Source organism: Glacieibacterium sp. (assembly GCF_965200405.1).
GTDB lineage: Bacteria > Pseudomonadota > Alphaproteobacteria > Sphingomonadales > Sphingomonadaceae > Glacieibacterium.
The window spans coordinates 1,463,609-1,483,682 of the sequence record NZ_OZ241356.1 but is presented as its reverse complement, the minus strand read 5'-3'; the positions used below and the strand labels follow the sequence as shown (position 1 = coordinate 1,483,682).

At 64.0% G+C, this 20,074-nt stretch carries 13 protein-coding genes and 1 pseudogene; 10 read left to right on the top strand and 4 right to left on the bottom strand.

Annotated elements, in window-relative coordinates; all coding sequences use genetic code 11:
* Nucleotide 1: 1 nt before the first annotated feature.
* Nucleotides 2-2,782, bottom strand: coding sequence for a TonB-dependent receptor plug domain-containing protein (locus tag ACOFKW_RS06845; RefSeq protein WP_419816581.1), 2,781 nt, complete (start codon nt 2,780-2,782; stop codon nt 2-4).
* A gap of 310 nt (nt 2,783-3,092) precedes the next feature.
* On the opposite strand from ACOFKW_RS06845, the gene ACOFKW_RS06840 reads away from it, so the two are divergent.
* Nucleotides 3,093-4,799 carry an N-acyl-D-amino-acid deacylase family protein gene (locus ACOFKW_RS06840; protein WP_419816580.1) on the top strand — a complete coding sequence of 569 codons (1,707 nt, stop codon included), beginning with the start codon at nt 3,093-3,095 and terminating at the stop codon, nt 4,797-4,799.
* Between the two features lie 139 nt (nt 4,800-4,938).
* On the opposite strand, the gene ACOFKW_RS06835 is transcribed toward ACOFKW_RS06840, so the two are convergent.
* The 3 genes from ACOFKW_RS06835 to ACOFKW_RS06825 form a co-directional block, all read right to left on the bottom strand.
* Complete coding sequence (locus ACOFKW_RS06835) at nt 4,939-5,427, bottom strand: metallophosphoesterase (protein WP_419816579.1); 489 nt, start codon at nt 5,425-5,427, stop codon at nt 4,939-4,941.
* A gap of 7 nt (nt 5,428-5,434) precedes the next feature.
* A complete protein-coding gene (locus tag ACOFKW_RS06830) occupies nt 5,435-6,262 on the bottom strand; it encodes an aldo/keto reductase (protein WP_419816892.1) in 828 nt (275 codons plus the stop codon).
* A gap of 203 nt (nt 6,263-6,465) precedes the next feature.
* Nucleotides 6,466-9,246: an EAL domain-containing protein gene (locus tag ACOFKW_RS06825; RefSeq protein ID WP_419816578.1), complete on the bottom strand. Its 2,781-nt coding sequence runs from the start codon at nt 9,244-9,246 to the stop codon at nt 6,466-6,468.
* Nucleotides 9,247-10,028: 782 nt separating this feature from the next.
* Here ACOFKW_RS06825 and ACOFKW_RS06820 point away from each other — a divergent pair.
* The 9 genes and pseudogenes from ACOFKW_RS06820 to ACOFKW_RS06780 all read left to right on the top strand — a co-directional run.
* Nucleotides 10,029-10,853: pseudogene (locus ACOFKW_RS06820) on the top strand (hypothetical protein); the annotation flags it as partial.
* Nucleotides 10,854-11,048: 195 nt separating this feature from the next.
* Complete coding sequence (locus ACOFKW_RS06815; protein ID WP_419816891.1) at nt 11,049-12,638, top strand: YadA family autotransporter adhesin; 1,590 nt, start codon at nt 11,049-11,051, stop codon at nt 12,636-12,638.
* A 64-nt stretch (nt 12,639-12,702) separates the two neighbouring features.
* Nucleotides 12,703-13,458: an outer membrane protein assembly factor BamE domain-containing protein gene (gene bamE / locus ACOFKW_RS06810; RefSeq protein WP_419816577.1), complete on the top strand. Its 756-nt coding sequence runs from the start codon at nt 12,703-12,705 to the stop codon at nt 13,456-13,458.
* A 42-nt stretch (nt 13,459-13,500) separates the two neighbouring features.
* On the top strand, nt 13,501-14,256 hold the full coding sequence (locus ACOFKW_RS06805; RefSeq protein ID WP_419816576.1) for a hypothetical protein: 756 nt from the start codon (nt 13,501-13,503) through the stop codon (nt 14,254-14,256).
* A gap of 148 nt (nt 14,257-14,404) precedes the next feature.
* Entirely contained in the window at nt 14,405-15,310 is a 906-nt protein-coding gene (cpaB, locus tag ACOFKW_RS06800) for a Flp pilus assembly protein CpaB (RefSeq protein WP_419816575.1), read from the top strand.
* On the top strand, nt 15,307-16,644 hold the full coding sequence (locus ACOFKW_RS06795; protein WP_419816574.1) for a type II and III secretion system protein family protein: 1,338 nt from the start codon (nt 15,307-15,309) through the stop codon (nt 16,642-16,644). Before cpaB ends, ACOFKW_RS06795 begins: the two co-directional genes overlap by 4 nt.
* A 3-nt stretch (nt 16,645-16,647) precedes the next feature.
* Nucleotides 16,648-17,826: an AAA family ATPase gene (locus ACOFKW_RS06790; protein WP_419816573.1), complete on the top strand. Its 1,179-nt coding sequence runs from the start codon at nt 16,648-16,650 to the stop codon at nt 17,824-17,826.
* 17 nt (nt 17,827-17,843) lie between these two features.
* The gene (locus ACOFKW_RS06785; RefSeq protein WP_419816890.1) at nt 17,844-19,151 is read left to right on the top strand and encodes a CpaF family protein; all 1,308 of its coding nucleotides are present in this window, start codon (nt 17,844-17,846) and stop codon (nt 19,149-19,151) included.
* Nucleotides 19,148-20,074 carry a type II secretion system F family protein gene (locus ACOFKW_RS06780; protein WP_419816572.1) on the top strand — a complete coding sequence of 309 codons (927 nt, stop codon included), beginning with the start codon at nt 19,148-19,150 and terminating at the stop codon, nt 20,072-20,074. Before ACOFKW_RS06785 ends, ACOFKW_RS06780 begins: the two co-directional genes overlap by 4 nt.

The following is a 20,074-nucleotide window of genomic DNA, read 5'->3' as shown; positions in this document are numbered from 1 at the left end:
ATCAGAAGTTGAAGCGCACGCCGCCGGTGTATTGGCGGCCGATGACGTCGTACAGCTGACGCGCCGTCTGGAACTGATAGCCGGTGAACGGCGGATCATTGTCGAGCGCATTCAGGATCACCCCAAACAGCGCGATCTTACCGCCGCTGCCGGTCTTGGCGATCGTCACCTCGCCGGAAATGTCGACGTAGGCGCGGCCCTTGACCCTGTCATAGTCGAATGTCGTGTCGGGGTCCCGGGTCAGGACGCCGCCGCCGACATAGCGTCCCGTCAGGCTGAGCCGATAGGCGTCGGTCGAGTAGCTGGCACTGACCAGCCCCTTCCAATGGGGCGAGCCGCCGGGTCCGTCGAGGATCGGCTGGTCGGTGCTGCCGGCGAAGCGCGTCTTGTCGCCGCCGTTACCGACCAGGTCGAGCTTGTCGAGGTAATTGACCAGGCCGTGCAGGTCGAGCTTCCCGTCCAGGACGGACATCCGGTACGCGATGTCGAGGTCGATTCCGCTGGTCTTGATCTGCTGGAAATTGACCGGCGCCAGCAGGATGGTCGAGATGCGACCATCGCTGCCGCGTGGCGTCAGGAGGCAGCTAGCCGCGTCCCCACCGTTGCAGCGGTTGACGATGGTCTGCGCTCCCAGCGCAGCGATCGCGCCGTCGATCTTGATGTCGTAATAATCGACCGACAGGCTGAGCCGCGGTGCGAACGAAGGCGTCAGCACGACACCCGCCGTGAAGGTGTCGGCGCGCTCCGGCTTGAGAAACGGATTGCCGCCCTGCACCGTGGAGACCGTGTAGGTCTGGCCGATCTTGCTGTCCGTCACGCCGAACAGCAGCGTCTGCCCCTTGGCGAACAGCTCGTTGATGTTGGGCGCCCGAATATCCCGCGAGCGGCTTGCACGGAAGCGGATGGAGTCGTTGACGGCGTAGTTCAGACCCGCCTTCCAGGTTTCGACGGTGCCGGATGTGCTGTAGTCGGTGACCCGTCCCGCGAGGTCGATGTTGATGTCCTTTGCCCAGCTCGCGCCGGTCACCAATGGCACGACGACCTCGGCAAAGGCTTCCTTGACGGTGATATCCGCGGAGTAAGGCTTGGTATTGCCGACGCGGAACAGGCTGACGTTGGGCGTCGCCGAGATCGGGTCGGAGAGCACATCGACATCGAGGCGGCGCCATTCGGCTCCGACCGCCAGCGACACCGGCCCGGCCCATGTCGAGAATGGCTCGCCGCGCACCGCAACGTCGGCGACCTGTTGCTTGATGTGCCAGTCGCGGACGGAAACACCGCTGATATAGTCGATCGCCTGCTGCGAGGGCGAACCGACGCCGAACAGGTTGAGCGGCACGCAGCCGTTGCCGGGATTGGTCAGCGTCGAGCGGCAGACGGTGCTGCCGGTCAGCGGATTGACTACGGCGTCGATCGCCAGCAGCCGGTTGGCCTTGATGACATTGCCAGTGAACTCGGTCAGCGTCCGGGTCTTGCCGAAGGAGTAGGAGGTGTCGAAGGTCCACGATCCGGCGATGTCGCCCTTCAGCCCGATCACCGACTGCCAGGTGTGGGCCTTTTGCTCGATATGCCCGACACCGTAATCCTCGAGGCTGCGCCCCAGCGTGAAGCTGGTCGTGCCACTCGCCGCCAGGGCGGCCCTGATCGCGGCTGGCAGGAAAGCATTATCGGACCGGATCGTGAAAGTGTCGTCGGCAGGGATCGAGCGCTCGACGAAGCTCGATCGGCCATAGTCGAAGCTGGCGTAACCCGTCAGGTGGTCGCTCAGCTGATAGGTCACGCCGGCATAGGCGCTTGCACGCTTTAGCGGTGTTTCAAGCACATAGGGCGATGCAAGCTGGTCGCCGTCGCCGCCGTTCATGGTGTTTCCGTCCGTCAGCAGGGTGCCGTAGCGGAAGGTCGACGTCGTCCCGCCGGCGCCGAACTGGACGCCCGTCAGCGGGCCCGAGGTGATGACCCCGCCTGGCGAGGTCGTTGCCGAACGTGCATCCTCGACGTGGAGCAGGAACGGCTCGCTGCCGGCGGTCGTGGTGAATGCCGGGTTGATGATGACCGACCGGTTGCCTGCCCATTTGCGCGAATAGCCGTCGCCGATTCCACTGCTTTGCGCCGCCTCGCCACCGATCAGCAAATGACCCCGCCCATCGGCAAAACTGGTACCGAAAGCGATGGATGCCAGATAGTTGCGGTGATCGTTATGGTCGGTGATGCCGCCCTGGATGCTGCCGCGCAGGCCTTCCAGCTTGCTGTCCAGCTTGAAGTTGACGACGCCGGCGACCGCGTCCGAACCATAAGCCGCCGAGGCGCCGCCGGTGACCACGTCGACACCGCCGATCAACGCCTGCGGAATCAGGTTGGTGTTCACGACACCCTCAGGCGAGGCGGGGACGTAGCGCTTGCCGTCGATCAGGGTCAGGGTGCGCAGATAGGTCAGGCCGCGCAAGTCGAGGTAATTGCCGCCAGCGAGCTTGGAGAGGTTGGCCACCGACGACGGGGTGACGCTGGGCTTCAACGCCGGCAGCTGGTTGAGCGCCTCGGCGATGTTGGGAGCCCCGACGCGCGCCAGGTCGGCAGCATCGATATTTGTTATCGGGGTCGGTGACAGGAATCCGGGACGCGAGACCTGCGAGCCGGTGACGACGATATCCTCACCAGCCTCGCCGGCATTCGGAGCCGTTTGGGCGTGGCCTGTTGTCCCGACCGCCAGCGCCACCGCTGCAGCGCCGTACAGATTGCGTTTGAACAGCCGTAGAACGGCGCTGGCGCGAAATGCCCGTGACATAGTGTGTGCCCCTTGATGTAGGCAGGCTCCGGTTTTCCGGATTAGCCAGCCCAAGATTCCCTACCCTCGGCAAAGACTCTTTCAGATTGTGAAAGTAACATTGCACATCTAGAAAGACCGAGCAATTGCTGAAACGAGGGCCGGATTCGAGATTTGCGACTGAGGGTCTTTCCGGTGAGCGCAGAGCAATGAGGTGCGATGCGTACCGCCAAAGCGGGCCTTTCGACGCGTATCTGCAGACGAACGCTCGCTTCTGTGAGGATTGCGCTTGCTCTTCGGCAAGCTAATCTCGGCGCGGTGGGAGAATGAAATGCGTGCGATGATCGCGCTGCTGGGACTGCTGAGCGGCACGGCTGCCGCAGCATTGACGCCGGCACTACCGCCGAGCCTCGTGATCACCAACGGCATGATTTACGACGGCCTTGGAGGAGCACCCTATAAGGGATGGCTCGTCGTCTCCGGCGATCGCATCACCAACATGGGTGCCGGTGATCTGCCGGGACAGTCCCAATTATTGCGCGATGCGCGTCAGGTCGTCGATGCCCACGGCCTCGCGGTTGCGCCGGGCTTCGTCAACATGCTGAGCTGGTCGACGGAGAGCCTGATCGCAGACGGACGCGCGCTTAGCGACATCAAGCAGGGGATCACTCTGGAAGTGATGGGCGAAGGCGAGTCGATGGGGCCGCTGAGCCCGGCGCTCAAAGCCTATGCACTCAAGCAGCAATCCGACGTCAAATACCCGATCACCTGGACCACGCTCGGCGAATATCTGGCCTTCCTCGAGCGGCGCGGCATCGCCCCCAACGTCGCGAGCTTCGTCGGCGCGACGACTGTGCGCGAGGATGTGGTCGGCTTCGACGATATCGACCCGACACCGGCGCAACTCGACCAGATGCGGCGCCTGGTGCGGCAAGCAATGAACGAGGGCGCGGTCGGGCTTGGGTCGTCGCTGATCTATGCTCCGGCCAGCTATGCTAAGACACCCGAGCTGATCGCGCTGGCAACCGAGAGCGCCAAATGCGGCGGCATGTACATCAGTCACATGCGGTCCGAGGGCGACCGGCTGGTCGAGGCAGTGGACGAACTCATCGAGATCGCAAGACGATCGGGCGGCCCTGCAGAAATCTATCATCTGAAACAGGCCGGGCAGTCGAACTGGGGCAAGCTCGACACCGTCATCGCACGGGTCGAGGCCGCACGCGCATCGGGCGTCCGCATAACCGCGGATATGTACAATTACACCGCCGGCGCGACCGGGCTGGACGCGGCCATGCCGACCTGGGTCCAGGCCGGCGGCTATGACAAATGGGCGGAGCGGCTCCGCGATCCAGCTATTCGTGCACGGGTGCTCGCCGAAATGAAGCAGCCCGGCAAGGATTGGGAGAACCTCATGCTCGCCACCGGCTCTCCCGACCGCGTCCTGCTCCTCGGCTTCAAGAATCCCAAGCTTAAGCCCTTGACCGGCAAGACCCTGAGCGAAGTTGCCAAGCTGCGTGGGAAGACGCCCGAAGAGACCGCTATCGATCTTGTCATCGAAGACGGTAGCCGGGTCGGCACCGCATATTTCCTGATGGACGAGGCCAATGTCGTCCGCCAGATCGGTCTACCCTGGGTCGCATTCGGCTCGGATGCCGAAGGCTCTGCACCCGAAGGCGTGTTCCTCCAGTCGAGTACGCATCCCCGCGCCTATGGCAATGTCGCAAAGCTGCTCGGCCATTATGTCCGGGACCAGAAAGCGACGACGCTGCAGGATGCGGTGCGACGGCTGACGAGTTTCCCCGCCGCCAATCTCGGCATCAAGGATCGTGGGCGGCTTGCAGCGGGCGCATTCGCCGACGTGGTGATCTTCGATCCGGCCACGATCGCCGATCATTCGACCTATGACAAGCCGATGCAGCTGGCGACCGGGGTCAGCCAAGTCTTCGTCAACGGCGTGCAGGTCCTCAAGGACGGCCAGCCAACCGGCGCCCCGGCAGGACGGTTCGTAAAGGGACCAGGAGCGGGCAAATGTACGTGATCGATCGCGGCTAGCCTCCGACTCGCGAGCCGAATGCGCGCCGAGGAAACTGACACGGCTTATGCGCGTCGGATATCACGACGCCCTGGCGCGGATCGTGCCAGGAAGCTGGCGACAGCCTCGGGTGCCGCCGTCCTCGTCACGCTGCAGCGAGCAAATCCGCCAGCGTCACGGGCCTGAAACCGCGCGCGTCGACGCCGACGTCGAACTGGCGCAGGATCGGCTTGAGCTTGCCGTGGCTATGCCCGTGCAGGTTGATCGAGCGGCGGTGCTGACCGTTCCAGCTCCTGAATGGGTAGTGGCAAAGGATCAGTAGCGCGTCGTCGTTGTGCAACTCGGCATAGTCCTGGACGCTCGCCCAGCCCGGGATCGCACCGGTTGCGGGATCGTCGTTGTTGCCACGGACCAGATGTTTGGTGCCGTTGAGCCGAGACAGCCAAGCCGCTACGTCGGATGACTTGCGAGCGACGTCACCCAGGTGCCAGACCTCGTCGTCTGTCCCGACAGCGGCGTTCCAGCCGGCGACGATGGCCTCGTCCATCTCGGCGACACTCTCGAATGGGCGTCGATGGATGTTGATCGTCCGGTGGTCGCCGAAGTGGGTGTCGGCGGTGAAGAAGATCGTCATCGCTTCGTCAGAGCATCTCGAGGGGACGACGACCGCGTGGTCGCGGAAACGCTGCATCGAGCGCCGCCAAATCGTCAGCCGACAGGACCAGATCGGCGGCCGCACGGTTCTCGTGGACGTGCGCCACAGTACCGGCCTTCGGGATTGCGATCACACCCTTGCTGCGCATGACCCAGGCGAGCGCGACCTGCGACGGCGTCGCGCCGATCGTCGCTGCAATCCTGCCGAGCGTCTTGTCGGCGAGAAGCCGCCCCTGCTCGACCGGGCTGTACGCCATGACCGAAATGCCGCGCTCTCCGAGCCAGGGCAGCAGGTCGTGCTCGGGGCCGCGTCGCCAAAGGTTGTACAGGATCTGGTCGGTCGTACAGGCGCCGCCGCCGGCTTCGACCAGCTCCGCCATGTCGTCGGCATCCAGGTTGCTGACGCCCCAGTGACGGATCTTGCCAGCCGACTTGAGCGCTTCCATCGCCTCGACCGTCTCGTGCAACGGAACCGAACCGCGCCAGTGCAGCAGGTAGAGATCGAGCCGATCGGTGCCGAGCCGCCTCAGGCTGGCCTCGCATGCGGCTGGCAGGCGACCGCGCGACGCGTTCTGCGGATAGGCCTTGCTGACCAGGAAAACCTGATCGCGGATCGGCCCCAGAGCCTCTCCGATCAGCGTCTCGGCCGCCCCGTCACCGTACATCTCTGCCGTGTCGATCAGCGTCAGGCCCAGCTCGACCCCGGCGCGCAACGCAGCGATTTCCGATGCTCGGAGATCCTGGCGTTCGCCCATCATCCAGGTGCCTTGGCCTAGCGCCGCGACGTTCTCCCCACCGATTGCCACCGTTTTCATCGTCACCTCGAAGCCATAACGCGATCGTCTAACGCCGCCGGACAAAAGTGGGCGCACGGCGCAAGTCCGATGTTCGCCGACCGGACTACGCTGGTCGAGGGCTATCGCCCAGCTACCCCATCTGCACGGCGTTCCCGGGATGTGCTGGCCGGCGACAGGCTACCCGGCTCTCTGCTGGCCGCCGCCAGTGCCCGCCAGGCTGTCTAGCAGAGGACCTGGCAAGCCTCCCGGTCGACAACGAAGCGGGGCGCGTCGAGGAGGCCGGCGACCTTTGCGGCCGTCACCGCTCGGTTGAAAAGATAGCCTTGCGCCAGGTCGCATCCGACGGCCCGCAATTGCACTGCCTGTTCCATCGTCTCGACACCCTCCGCGACGGTCGTGATCTTGAGGGTCTTGGCAAGGCCGACGACGGCGCGGACGATGGCGATATCGTCGTCTGAAATATGCGCCGCCTTGTGGACGAATGACTTGTCGATCTTCAGGACGTCGACCGGGAACTGGCGCAGATGCGAGAGCGACGCATAGCCGGTACCAAAATCATCGAGCGCGATGGTCACCCCGGCCTCGCTCAGGGCATTGAGCGTCCGCTCGACGTGCTTGGCGAGACGACCGACGAAGACGCTTTCCGTGACCTCGATTTCGAGCAGCGAAGGCGGCACATCGGCTTTGTGCAGCGCACCGAGCAGCCGGTCGCTGAAGTCGCCACGCAGAAAGTCGACGGCCGAGCCGTTGACCGCGATCTTGTGAAAATTCACGCCCGCGGCCAGCCAATTGTGCATGTCGCGGGCGACGCAATCGATCATCCGGTCGGTCAGGCGGGCAGCCAGGCTCATGTCTTCGAAAGCAGCTGCGATGCCACTCGGCGGCTGCAGTCCATAGGCCTGATGGTTCCAGCGCAGCAGCGCCTCGAACCCGGCAATCGCCCCGGTCGCAAGGTCGATCTTGGGCTGGTAATAGGGCACGATGCGGTCATTCTCCAGCGCGGCACGCGCCTGGGTGAGCATCGCCGCCTGGGTTTCGATCATGACGCGCATGTCACCGTTGAACGTCCTGATCGCGGCGCGGTCCTCGGACTTGGCGCTGTTGAGTGCGATCGCAGCGCTTTTCAGCAGTTCCTCGGCGGTTGCCCCGTCCAGCGGCCAGACCGCACCGCCGATGCTGGCTTTGATGTTGATCGGTTGGCCGTCGAGAACGAAGGGTGCATTCAACTCGGCCAGCATTTGCGCGATGCTGGCCAGCCATGCCTCGCCAGCACTTATCCCGGGCAGGATGACGCCGAATTCGTCTCCTCCTAGCCGTCCGACAATCGCCGAGGCTGGAACGAGCTTGACCAGCCGGTCGCCGAGCAGGCGCAAGGATGCGTCGCCGACCGCGTAGCCGAGCGTGTCGTTGACCATCTTGAAGTCGTCGACATCGAGCAAAATCAGGCCGACGCGTTCGTCGGTGTCTCCGCCAACGGTCAGCGCCTCCGCCAGTTGCTCGCTGAACAGTGACCGGGTGGGCAGGCCGGTCAAGGCATCGTGGGTCGCGGTCCACCGCAGGTTGTTCTCGACATGCTTCCGTTCCGAGATGTCGAGCATCGCGCCGACCGTCCGCACCGGCAGGCCATCGTCGTCGCGAACGATCTGGCCTCGGGAGTAGACGTCAGCATAGGTGTCGTCGGCCTTGCGAAAGCGAAACTCGCTTCCCCAGCGCGTACTGCCATCGGCCAGAGCGGTGTCGAGCTCCTGGACGACGCGGGTACGATCGTCGGGATGGAGGCGCTCCGACCACCAGCTCAAAGGTGTGCCGGCCTGCGCCTGCAGATAGCCGAGCTGCGATCCGACGGCTTCGCTCCAGTCGATCCAGTCGGTGTCGTGGCGCCAATCCCAGATTGCTTCGTCGGTCGCCTGCAGCGCCAGGCGATAGCGTTGCTCGCTGAGGCTCAGTGCCGCGCTTGCACGGACCTGGTCATCGATATCCTCGAGCGTTCCGTACCAGAGCAAACGGCCATCATCGAGGCTGCGTCGCGCCGATCCGCGCGAACGGAACCAGCGGAACTTGCCGTTGCGCTGCCGAATTCGATAGCGCGAGTCGATCACGGCCCCTTCCCGCCATTCGAATGGCGAGTTAGCCGCCAGACCTGGTGCGTCGTCGTCATGCACACAGGCCCGCCAGCCGTTTCCCATCAGGGCCCTGATCGGCATGTCGGTCAGCACCTCCGCAAGCGGTCCGATTTCGATCATGGCGCCAGTCGCGTCGGCAACCCAGGGTACCTGGGTATTGGCATCGATCGAAAATCGGTAATGCTCCTCGATCGCTCGCAACGCGGCCGATGACGTCGCCAGCCTCTCGGCGCCTAGCCTGGATTGGCCGGAAAGGCGTCGGTCATAGACGGCGACGGCGAAACCGACGCTCAGGATCGCGACGGCAATCGTCACGACGACGCCACCGAGCTGCTCGATCCCGAGCGCCGATCCAGTCACGATGATGGTCGGATCGGGAAGGATGCGGATCGCCGCCATGCCAATGAAATGCAGCGAGAGAATGCCAAGGCTCAGGGCGATGCTCGCTAGCACCGGGTACCGCTTCATACGCTGCCCATAGACGAGCCAGCCGGCCAGCACGCACAGCGTCAACCCCGCTCCGACCGACTTGGCGACAAGGTCGAAGTCGAAGTAGATATGGCCTGCAACCGACATTCCCAGCATGTCGATATAATGGGCGGCGACGAGCCCAAGGCCGACGAGCAGGCCACCGAGTGCTGCTTCGCCGCCCCAGCGATCCGAGCGGTAACTCGTCGCGAACGTCCAGCCCGCGGTCGACAGCACTATCGTCGCGGCGATCGACAGGCTCGCCATCCCTGTGTCGAAGCGGGTCGGCAGCCCGGGCGAATAGCCGAGCATCGCGGTGTAATGCGTGCCCCAGATGCCGATCCCCGAGATGATCCCGGCAAAGGCCAGCCAGACGCGCTGACGCCCACCGTTGGTGGCGCTCCGGGTCACTAACAACATCGAGGTAAACGAGGCTAGTGCGCAGATCAGCACCGCAAGCACGACCAGCCTCAGATCATGCTGGCGACTTAGACACCAATAAACACGAAACAAGGGCAAACCCGATCAGCGGTGGAGGCCAAAATTAATAGCTGAATATAAATCCTTGTCATTGCTACGGTTTCGCAGCCTAAAATCAAGGGGAACTATCGTATATGAAATAGCTGCAGCCTGGTGAGGAGCTGAGTGATAGATAATGCAGTATTGAATTATAATTGTTTCTTTAGCGCCGATCGCTCGTTGGATCGCTGCGCAGTCGCGAAATCTGACAGATGCGCCGTATGATAGCCGTCGCTTTCCCCGCCCGTTCGGGTCTGGATGTGGAGGAAGGTCCTAGCGCCGCGAGCGATCGCATCCGGCTTCAGCATAACCTCAGTCGGGTAGATCGTTAGAAGTTCTGCAGAAGCCAGGCCTGGCATTCCCTGCGCGACATCGGCTCGAATCATTCTGGGCACGGCGCGAATAGATGTTCAACTCGCTCAAAAGACGCTTAAAAACATTTAGCCAAAATGAGAGATGCGGTCTGAGCGGCGGTTTATGAACGACAACCGGTTTCACCACCCTGTTGCAGTTAACCCGATGTAAACAGGTACTAAATCGTACAAAGTCAGTTGTTTTCCGAAACGATTTCCATTAGATAAGTGTTTCAGGGGGTTGTCGTACGCTTATCGCAATCGGCGAGGTAGCGCATTTCATCATACTCCAGAATGCTCATGTAATGGAGACTTCGGCTTATGATGGATGGACCGTTCAGCGCCGATTGCGGCGCGAAAGTCTTCGGCAACTTTGCGCCTGATGTGCGACGCAGTGCGATTGCAAACAAATCTGGTATCGCAATCATTGTCCGTTCAGGAACGATGCTCTCGATGGCCGCAGCAGGGCTGTTCGTAGCCAATCCGGGTCATGCGGCACTGGTCAGTGCATGTACAGGTGTCAGCCTGCCACCCTCGGTTATCACCAATATTCTTGTGCCTGTCATAAACGGCATCGTGTCTCCGATCGAAAATACTGTAAATCCAATCCTGGGATTTCTCCCGCCCATTCCAATATTGGGTAAAGTCGTACCGCCGTTATCCATAAACGTGACCGATCTACTAGCTAGTGCGGCGGCTGGCGATCCGATCAACCTCCAGGTTCTTGACGTTGACGGGCATATCGTTGCCCCTCAGGCGGCATGCGATACGATTGCCGATTCCCTCACGCTGAAGAAGCCAGCCGGGATCGCGATCGGTGGCAACAAGATCACCGGGCTGGGTTCGACGGGCAAGGCCGCTACGTCGGTTGATATCGACGCAATTGCCTTCGGCAACAATGCCTCGGCGAACATCGATGCAGTCAGGTCTATCGCTATCGGCGCCGATGCCGCAGTTACGGTAGCCAATAGTGTCGCGCTTGGTGCAGGCTCGACCGCTGTTCGTGGCAAATTGGCGTCCTATACGGCGCTGGGATTGAGCGGCCGGCAGGTATCGTTCGGCGAAGTATCCGTCGGCAGTGTCGGCGGTGAGCGCCAGATCACCAATGTCGCCGCGGGCTCTGCAATGACCGATGCGGTCAACGTCAGCCAGCTCGTCACTATCGGTGCAGCTGCGATCAACGCCGTTCAGTATGATCTCGATGGATTTGGCAACAGGATCAGCAAGATCAGCTTGAATAGCGGCGTGTCTGGTACGGTCGCGATTCAGAATCTCAGCGACGGAGTAGTCGATGCTGCTTCGACAGATGCTGTCAACGGTCGCCAACTGTCGGCCGTCAGCATGCGGGTCAGCACGAACACGACCAACATCGCCGGCAACACCGAATCGATCCTCAACCTGTCGACCGGCATCAACAAAGGCACGGTCGGATTGGTGCGCCAAGTCGATGGAGCACCGGGCGATGGGACGATCACGGTCGGCGCATCGACCGGCGGCACGGTCGTGAATATCGCCGGCACCGCCGGATCCCGCACGTTGGGCGGCGTTGCCGCGGGCGTCGCGGCAACCGATGCAGTCAATGTCGGCCAGCTTGCTGCGGTCGCTACCGTCTCCGCCAACGCCGTCCAGTATGATCTCGACGGTGAGGGCAACCGCCTTGGTGCAGTGACGCTCACCGGCGTCGGCGGAGGCGCCGTGGCAATTCGCAATGTCGCCGATGGTGCGGTCAACGCGTCGTCGACCGACGCGGTCAATGGCCGCCAGCTGTTCGCGGTGGCATCCGAGACCAGCACCAACACGACGAACATCCTCAACCTGACCAATGGCACTGCAGGCCTGGTGCAGCAGGCGGGGGGAGCGCCCGGCACCGGCAGGCTGAGCGTCGGCGCGACGACTGGCGGCACGGTCGTCGATTTCACCGGCACCAGCGGCACGCGGACCCTGAGCGGCATCACGGCAGGTGTCGCACGGACGGACGCCGTCAACGTCAGTCAATTGTCGGCAGTCGGCACGGTTGCTGCAAATTCCGTACAATATGACGTCGATGGAGAGGGTGTCAGGGCCAACAAGATCACCCTGACCGGCGGCAACACTGCTGCACCGGTGACCATCGCCAACGTTGCTGCCGGTGCCCTGTCGGCAAGTTCGACCGACGCCGTCAACGGTGCCCAGCTGTTCGCCACCAATACGCAGGTCAACATCAACACGACCAACATCGCCAGCAACACGACGGCAATCACCAACCTGTCGACCAGCATCAACAACGGCACCGCCGGGCTGGTTCAGCAGACCGGCGGTGCGCCGGGTGCCGGTGTCATCACCGTCGGGGCGGCCACTGGCGGCACGGTCCTCAATGTCGGGGGAACCGGCGGCGCACGGGTGATCACCGGCGTCGCCGCTGGCGTCGGAGCGACCGACGCGGTCAATGTCGCGCAACTCTCGGCTGTTGGCCAGGCAAGCCTTGGCGCAGTCCAGTACGACCGCAATGCCGATGGCAGCATCAACAAGTCCTCGGTGACCTTGAACGCGGGCGGTACGCCGGCCACGATCGGCAACGTCGCAGCAGGCGTCCGTCCCATGGATGCTGTAAACGTCGGGCAGCTGCAGTCGGGGCTGGCGTCGAACCTGAACCAGGCGAACAGCTATACGGACTCCCGGATCAACGCGCTGGGCTTCGACATTAGCCGCGTCGCCAAACGGGCATACGCCGGCACCGCAGCCGCGATGGCATTGCAGGCTCCGATCTTCGCGGGGCCGGGCCAGGTGGCGATGCGCGTCGGCTCCGGCCTTTACCGCGGTGAATATGCAGTGGGCGCCAGTCTGCGCGCTACCGCGGACAATGGCCGGTGGAGCGTCTCGACCGGCGTGTCGGGCGGCCCGAACAGCGGTGTCGCCGCGACCGCCGGCGTCGATTTCGTCCTCGGACGCTAGTCCGCCGCCTCGGGCGGGGCTGCGCTCCGCCTGATCCCGCCAAGCGCATGTGATTGGATTGTCCGTGAAAATCGCCCTTGCCGCCATTCTGCTCGTCTCTTCCTCCGCCGCGATCGGGCAAGCACCGCTCAAGTTTCCCGAGGCCAGGCACGCGTGGCTGGCGGAGGGACTGTTCCTGGCACCGGACACCGTCCGCCAGGTCAAACTCGGCATGACCAAGGCCCAGGTCCGGGCCTTGCTCGGTCCCCCGCATTTCAGCGAAGGGCTGATGGCGAGCGGCTGGGGCTATTTGATCAACTTCCGCACCGGCCAAGGCGTCGAGTTCGTCACTTGCCAGATGAAGCTGCAATTCACGGCTGGGCGGGTCGAGCGCGCAGCATGGCGCGATCCGGCCTGCGGCCAGCGCATCGTCGTCGCCGCGCCGGTCATCCCGACACCCGAGATCATCACCCGGACCGAGATCGTCAAGGAACGGGCCGACATCGTAATCAAGCAATATTCGGTGCTGTTTCCGTTCAACAGCGACGCTTTGACGGGTCAAGGCCGAACCGTGATCGCCGAGGCGGTACAGAATGCCCGAGCCGAAAAGGCGCGCAAGACCACCGTCGTCGGCAGCGCCGATCGGTCGGGAAGCGATGCCTATAACCTCGGCCTGTCGAACCGCCGGGCAAAAGCCGTCGCCACCGCGCTCACAGCGGAAGGCGTGTCGCTGGCCGATGCGGTCGTGTCCTCGACGGGCGAGGACGAAGCCGCCGTGCCTACTCCAGACGGCATTCGCGAAGCTGCCAACCGCCGCGTCGTCATCACGCTGATCCGCTGAGCCGATCCGGCCTCCCGCTAACCCCGAACGAGAAGCTCCAAGATGCGAAACCTGCCAAGCCTCAAGGCTGCCGACCTCGATAGCATCGGGACCTCGACTTTTCGTCGCGATCTCGCCCGCACGGCGCTGATCTGTGCCGGCACGATGGTCATGTTGAACGGCACCGCCGGTTCAGCGCGACCCGTAAAAAAGGTGGTTGCGCCAGTTGCGGTGGTGCCGGCTCTCGCGGTGGTCCCGCCGGGCCTGCGCGGCTTCCGAAGCGCTGCCTTCGGCATGACCAAGGCGCAGGTCCTTGCTGCGATCGCGACCGATTTCGGAGCGTCGATCCGCACCGTCGAGACCGCAAACGCCGTCGAAGGCACGGAAGTCATCCAGGCGCCATTGTCCAGCCTCGAACCGGGCCCCGGCGTAGCCGTCGTCTCCTATATCTTCGGGGCGTCGAGCAAGCGCCTGTCGAACGTCAACGTCTCATGGTCGCTGCAGGGCGAGCCGAACGCCGAGCAGCGCGCCGCGATCATTACCGGCGGCTTGCAGCTCGGCGCCTATTTCCAGTCGACGCTGACTCCGGTCAAGGTCTCGGGACTGACCCCGACAGGCAGCAGTTCGGTGGTCTTCTATGCGGCGATCGACGCGCGGGGTTCCGGCGTCCAGATCGACGGCAGCGGCATCAATCCAAGCATGACGTCGGGCGGTCCCGGCAATGGCGTGCAGCCGCGCGGACCAGCGACCCTGCGCATTTCCTACACGCTCAACGCCGCGGTTCCGGACGTCTTCCGCATCCGGCCAGGAGCGTTCTGAGCCACTTACAGCCGGGGCGGGGGCCACATCGAGACCATCAGCCAATTAAATCTGCAGTTCGATCTAATTAGTTTTGTCTTCGCGGGGGCGTAGTCATGTTGAGTATCGCGGCATCTTGGATCGACCTGGCCGAGCTGGGCCGGACGGCGTGACCGAGCTTAGGAAAGCTTTTTCGGGTGGTCGCGGACTAGTCCTGCTCGGCGGCGTGATCGGCTTTGCCCTGATCCTCTATGGCGTCTGGCGGGTCGCTTCCAACGGCCACGCGACGACGGAAACAGCTCCTGCACCGAGCGCCAAGGTCACCGAGGTGGTCACTGCCGCCAAGCCGCTGGTGCGGGGCCAGTTGATCCAGGCGGGCGATCTCAAGACGACGGCGATCAGCGGCACCGTTCCTGTCGGCGCGCTGACCTCGACGGCACAGGCCGACGGCAAGATCGCCATCGTCGACATCCAGCCTCAACAGTTGATCCTGAACAACCTGGTTTCCGCCGATGCCGGGGCCGCCGGGCTGGCGATGCTGGTGCCGGTCGGGCAGCGCGTGCTGAGCACGGACGTCACCGACGATATCGCGGTGGGCGGCTTCCTTCGCCCCGGCGACTCCGTCGATATCGAGATCGTCCTGCCGCAGGAGGCGATCGGCGGCCAACAATCCGGCCCGGATCGTAGCGAAGCCAGGACGCTGCTGCAGAATATCCGCGTCCTCACCGTCGGTCCGACGTTCGGCCAGCCCGGCGGCACCACGCCGGACGGCAAGGAACGTCCGGTCGCGCGGGCGCTGACGCTGGCGATGAACCCCGATCAGGTGGCACCGTTCCTGCTCGCCCGGAAACTCGGTCACTTCTACCTGCTGCTGCGCAACCCGGGCGACCTAGCAGTGCTTCCGGATGGGCGGGCAGTGGTGGCGAGCCTGCGCGGCAACCCTCCCACCAACCCGATGCGCGCGGCATCCGTGCCCATCCGCGCGGCGCGGCGTGCACCGCAATCCCGGCCGATTGAGCTGATCGTCGGCGGCCAGCGCCAGATAATCTATTCGGATGCGGGTGATCGTCGATGAAGCAGTTGCTTGGCATATCGGCCGTCATCCTGGTGGCGCTTGGCTCGCCGACCGCCGCGACCGCGGCGACGATCGAGCTTGAGGTCGGCACCAGCCGCACGCTGACGGCGCGCGCTGCCATCACGCAGGTCGTCATCGACGTTCCCGACGTGATCAAGACGCTGGCACCGGGCAGGCGCCAGCTGCTGGTGACGGGGTTGAAGCCGGGCCTGGCGCACGTGACCTTGGTCACCGGCGCCGCCCGAACGGATTATGAAGTCCGGGTCAGCGAAGTCGGCGCCGGTGATTCCGCCGTCCTTCGGCGACGCCTCAGCGCGCTGCCCGGTCTCGACGGCGTCTCGGTCGACCGGCGCGACGGCAAGTTCGTGCTGTCGGGCCAAGTCCCCGACCTTGAGGCGCAGGTTCGCGCGGTCGCCACCGCCACCGCATTCGGCGGCAAGGAAGTTACCGACACGCTCGAAATCGCCGGCAACCAGATGGTCGCCGTCGACGTCCGCTTCGTCGCCGTGTCCGACACGACGCTGAAGGCGCTTGGCTTCAACTTCTCCAAGCTCGGTGGTGGGTTTCAATGGGCGCTGGTCGGGCCGAACAGCCTGGTCAGCTCGAGCTATTCGCCTGCCAGCGGGCTCGACGTCGTTGCTGGTGCGCCGTTGCAAAGCGCCTTCAACCTGTTCCTCGCCAGTCACGGCAGCGGCATCCTCGGCATGCTCAGCGCCTTGTCTGACGCCGGCCTGTCGCAAGTGCTGGCCCAACCCACACTGCTCGCGCGCTCGGGTGAAAAGGCGGAGTTCCTGGCGGGTGGCGAGGTGCCGATCCCGGTCCCGCAGGCAGGCGGCGCGGCCGGAGCGATCACCATCGACTACCGTCAATACGGTGTCCGCCTCAGCGTCGAACCCTATGTGCTCAGCAACAAGCGCATCGTGCTCAAGCTGGCACCGGAGGTCAGCGAGCTCGACTACACCAACCGCATAACCATCCAGGGTTTCAACATCCCGGGGTTCCGGCGTCGCTCGGCAAACACCACGGTCGAACTCGGCGACGGCGAAAGCTTCGTTATCGCCGGGCTGACCTATTCGAACAGCACGTCGAACGAGAGCAAGGTCCCGCTGTTCGGCGACATTCCGATCCTCGGGACATTGTTCAGGCGGACGCAGCGCAGCCTCGAAAAGCTCGAACTGATCATCGTCGCCACGCCACGCCTGGTGAAGCCGATCAACGACGACGAGCTGAAGCGGATGCTGCCGACGTCGATCGCGCCGCCGAGCCTCGGCGACACCATCATGAACAGGAATTCGACCGAACGCCGCGCTGCCAGCTTCGGGTTGAGCCGCTAGGTCATGCGGGCGATCGCCTTTCTCGGTAACGACGAACTGCTCTGCGGTCGCATCCGTGCGGCAACCAACGGCCTTGCCGCGGTATCGATGCTTTCGACCAAATGGGCTTCGTACATGCCCGCGATCACCGGACTTGCGCCGGCGCTGATCCTGGTCGAACTCGATGACCGGCGCGATCCGGAGTTCCTCAGCGCGACCTTCGCCGGGCTGGCCGCGGCTGGCAGAAGTCCTCCCGTCGTCGTCGTCGGTAATTCTCGGAACGCCGCCGATGTCCTGGCGGCAGTGCGCGCCGGATCGGTCGACTTCATCGATCGCGACGAGGCACTCGGCACCTTGCGCGACCGGCTGGAGCGGCAGTTGCTGGTCGCGACCGCGGTCGTCCAAAATCCTCCGGGCAGCTATTCGGTGATCTTCAATGCCCAGCCCGGCAGCGCGTCGGGCTCGTTCGCACTCGACCTGGCGATCACCAGGGCAAGTCGCAGCGAGGAGGCTTTGTTCATCGATTGCCAGCTCCCGCATAGCGAGGCTGGTGCTGCGCTCGACGTCACGCTGGCTTATTCGCTCGGCGATGCCGGGCGCGACGTGGCCCGGCTGGACCGCACGCTGCTGTTGTCGGCGATGGCGCGCCATGACGCGTCGGGGCTGCGGGTCCTGCCGCTGGCGCTGCACCAAGCCGGCAGCAACGACCTGTCGCCGGAAACATTTCTCAAGACGCTCCGAGCCATTCGCCCGCTGTTCGTCGAAACGATCGTCAACGCTGCCGATATCCGCGAGCCGCTGCTGCTCGACGCACTGAGCCAATGGGCCTCGACGATCTATCTGGTCTGCCCGCAAAAGTTCACGGCGCTGAGCGATACCAAGAACCTGCTGAAAGCGCTGCCCGGCAATGCCGAGACGCTCCGACGCATCGTCCTGATCGTCGACGATCATGATCCGGCAATCACTCTGTCCCCGGCACAGATGCTGGCGGCACTGGGGCTGACGCGGGTGATCAGCCTGCCGACAGCGCGGGCCGACCACGTCAACGGACTGAACTTTGGGCGCCCCTACCTGCTTTCGCACCCCGCATCGGCCTACGCGCAAGCGATCAACGCCGCAGCCGGAGTGACACCTGCGGCAACGGCCGGTCGCGCGGGCATGTTGCACGGCCTGCTCGGTCGGTTCGCGGGCGGCAAGTCGTGATACGCTCGGCTTTCAGCATCGGACCGACTGCAACGACTGCAGAACCGGATCCGCTCGACACGTTCAGTATCTCGGACGCCTATCAGGCAACCAAGTTCAAGCTCTTCGATATCGTCCTCGAATTGCTCGAGGCTCGCGCGATCAGTGCCGATGCCGGCTCGGCGAGGCAGATCCGCAAGACGATCGACGAGGCGATCAACGCCTACGGCCTTCGGGATGGGCTCGCGCTTAACTCGATCGAGCGGGTGTGGCTTGCCGACGACATCTATCACGAGATCACCGGCCTGGGCCCGCTCGAACCGCTGCTGCGCGATCCGCTGATCGACGATATCATCGTCAACGGAGCGCGGCAGATCTATGTCGAGCGTGCCGGAAAACTGGCGCTGGTGAAGACCCGCTTCCGCGACGACGCCCATTTGATGACGATCATCCAGCGCATCGTCAGCCCGATCGGACGGCGCGTCGACGAGGCCTCGCCCTATGTCGACGCGCGACTTGCAGATGGCTCGCGGGTCAACGTCATCATCCCGCCAATCGCGCTCGACGGTCCGATCCTGTCGATCCGCAAGTTTCGACCCGAGCCGATCGTCGGCGCCGAATATGTCCGGACCGGCGCGATGAACGACGAGATGCTCGACTTCCTGTCGAACGCGGTCGAGTCACGCCTTAACATCCTGATCTGCGGCGGCACCGGCTCGGGAAAGACGACCCTGCTCAACATGCTGAGCAGCTACATCGGCGATAGCGAACGGCTGATCACGATCGAGGACGCTGCCGAGCTGAGACTGCGGCAGACGCACGTCGTTCGCCTCGAGACCCGGCCACCGACACTCGAGGGCACCCGCGAGGTCAATGCGCGCGATCTCGTTCGCAACGCCCTGCGGATGCGGCCGGACCGGATCATCCTGGGTGAGGTCCGCGGTGCCGAAGCCGTCGAGATGCTCCAGGCAATGAGCACCGGCCATGACGGCTCGATGGCGACGGTCCATGCCAACACCGATCGCGACGCCCTGTCGCGCATCGAGATGCTGCTCGGCTTTGGCGGTTTGCAGGCCGATCTGCGAACCCTGCGCCGCTATATCGCCAGCAGCATCCAGTTGATCATCCATGTCCAACGTACCGGCGATGGCCGCCGCCGTGTCAGTTCGATCACCGAGGTCATCGGCCTCGAAGGCGACACGATCACGCTGAACCAGTTGTACCGCTTCGCCCAAGCCTCGCCGCTCAGTGGCGAGGGCGTCTTCGAGACCGTGTCGCGCCGGCCGTTCTTCGCTTTTCGGCTGAGACGACCGGTCGCGACCGCACCTCAATTTGGTGCAGCATGACCGGACTGGTGCTGTTTGCCGGTGTCCTGCTGCTGGTGGCGGTGATCTGGGCGTCGGCCCGCCAGAGCGGGGAGCGGCGCGAGGCCAGCGCGCTGCTGTCGAGGCGGCTCATCACGCTGACGCCGTCGCTGGCTGAACTGCCGGTCGGGCAAGCAGCCTGGCTGACGCGGCTGATTACGCGCACGCCGCTGAGCTTCCGCCGGACGCTGGCCCGTGCCGACGTCGTCATAACGACCGAAATGCTGCTCGGCGGCGCAGCGATCGTGGCGGCATTGGCGCTGGTTGCCGCTCTCCAGTGGCCCGGCGTGACTGCCCCGCTGGCGGTGATTGCGGTCGGTTTGATGCTGCCGCTGCTCCACCTCCAGCGGCTTGCCGCCCGCCGGATGGCAGCGTTCGTCGCCTTGCTTCCGCACTATCTCGACTCGATCCGTCAGCTGCTGGCGATCGGCAACTCGTTCCAGCAGGCGCTGCTCAGATCGACTGAAGATGCCGGTCTGCCGATCCAGCGCTACCTGCAACCGGCGATGCGCCGCATTCGAAACGGTGCGCCCTTGCCCGAAGCGCTCGACACGGTCGCCAGCCGCATCGACATGGCCGAACTCTACATGATGGTGGCGACGGTCCGGACCAACGCACGCTTTGGCGGCAGCGTTGGCCCGATGCTCGCCGGCCTCGGCAATCTGCTCCGCAACCGCGCCCGCGTCATCCGTGAACTCAGTGCCGCGAGCGCCGAGACCCGAATGAGTGCAATCATCCTCTGCGCCCTGCCCCCGGTCGCCATGATCCTGATCTCGCTGATCAATTACGGGTACATGAAATACCTGTGGGAGACCGAGGCCGGGCGGCACCTGCTGATGTTCGGCTTTGGCTTCCAGATGCTCGGCGTGCTGACCATGCGGCGCTTGATGCGGCTGGATTTCTAG

Bases quoted from the DNA above. Each gene is read 5' to 3' on its own strand.
- ACOFKW_RS06845 (WP_419816581.1), bottom strand. From the start codon at position 2,782: ATGTCACGGGCATTTCGCGCCAGCGCCGTTCTACGGCTGTTCAAACGC.
- ACOFKW_RS06840 (WP_419816580.1), top strand. From the start codon at position 3,093: ATGCGTGCGATGATCGCGCTGCTGGGACTGCTGAGCGGCACGGCTGCC.
- ACOFKW_RS06835 (WP_419816579.1), bottom strand. From the start codon at position 5,427: ATGACGATCTTCTTCACCGCCGACACCCACTTCGGCGACCACCGGACG.
- ACOFKW_RS06830 (WP_419816892.1), bottom strand. From the start codon at position 6,262: ATGAAAACGGTGGCAATCGGTGGGGAGAACGTCGCGGCGCTAGGCCAA.
- ACOFKW_RS06815 (WP_419816891.1), top strand. From the start codon at position 11,049: ATGCGGGTCAGCACGAACACGACCAACATCGCCGGCAACACCGAATCG.
- ACOFKW_RS06805 (WP_419816576.1), top strand. From the start codon at position 13,501: ATGCGAAACCTGCCAAGCCTCAAGGCTGCCGACCTCGATAGCATCGGG.
- ACOFKW_RS06795 (WP_419816574.1), top strand. From the start codon at position 15,307: ATGAAGCAGTTGCTTGGCATATCGGCCGTCATCCTGGTGGCGCTTGGC.
- ACOFKW_RS06790 (WP_419816573.1), top strand. From the start codon at position 16,648: ATGCGGGCGATCGCCTTTCTCGGTAACGACGAACTGCTCTGCGGTCGC.
- ACOFKW_RS06780 (WP_419816572.1), top strand. From the start codon at position 19,148: ATGACCGGACTGGTGCTGTTTGCCGGTGTCCTGCTGCTGGTGGCGGTG.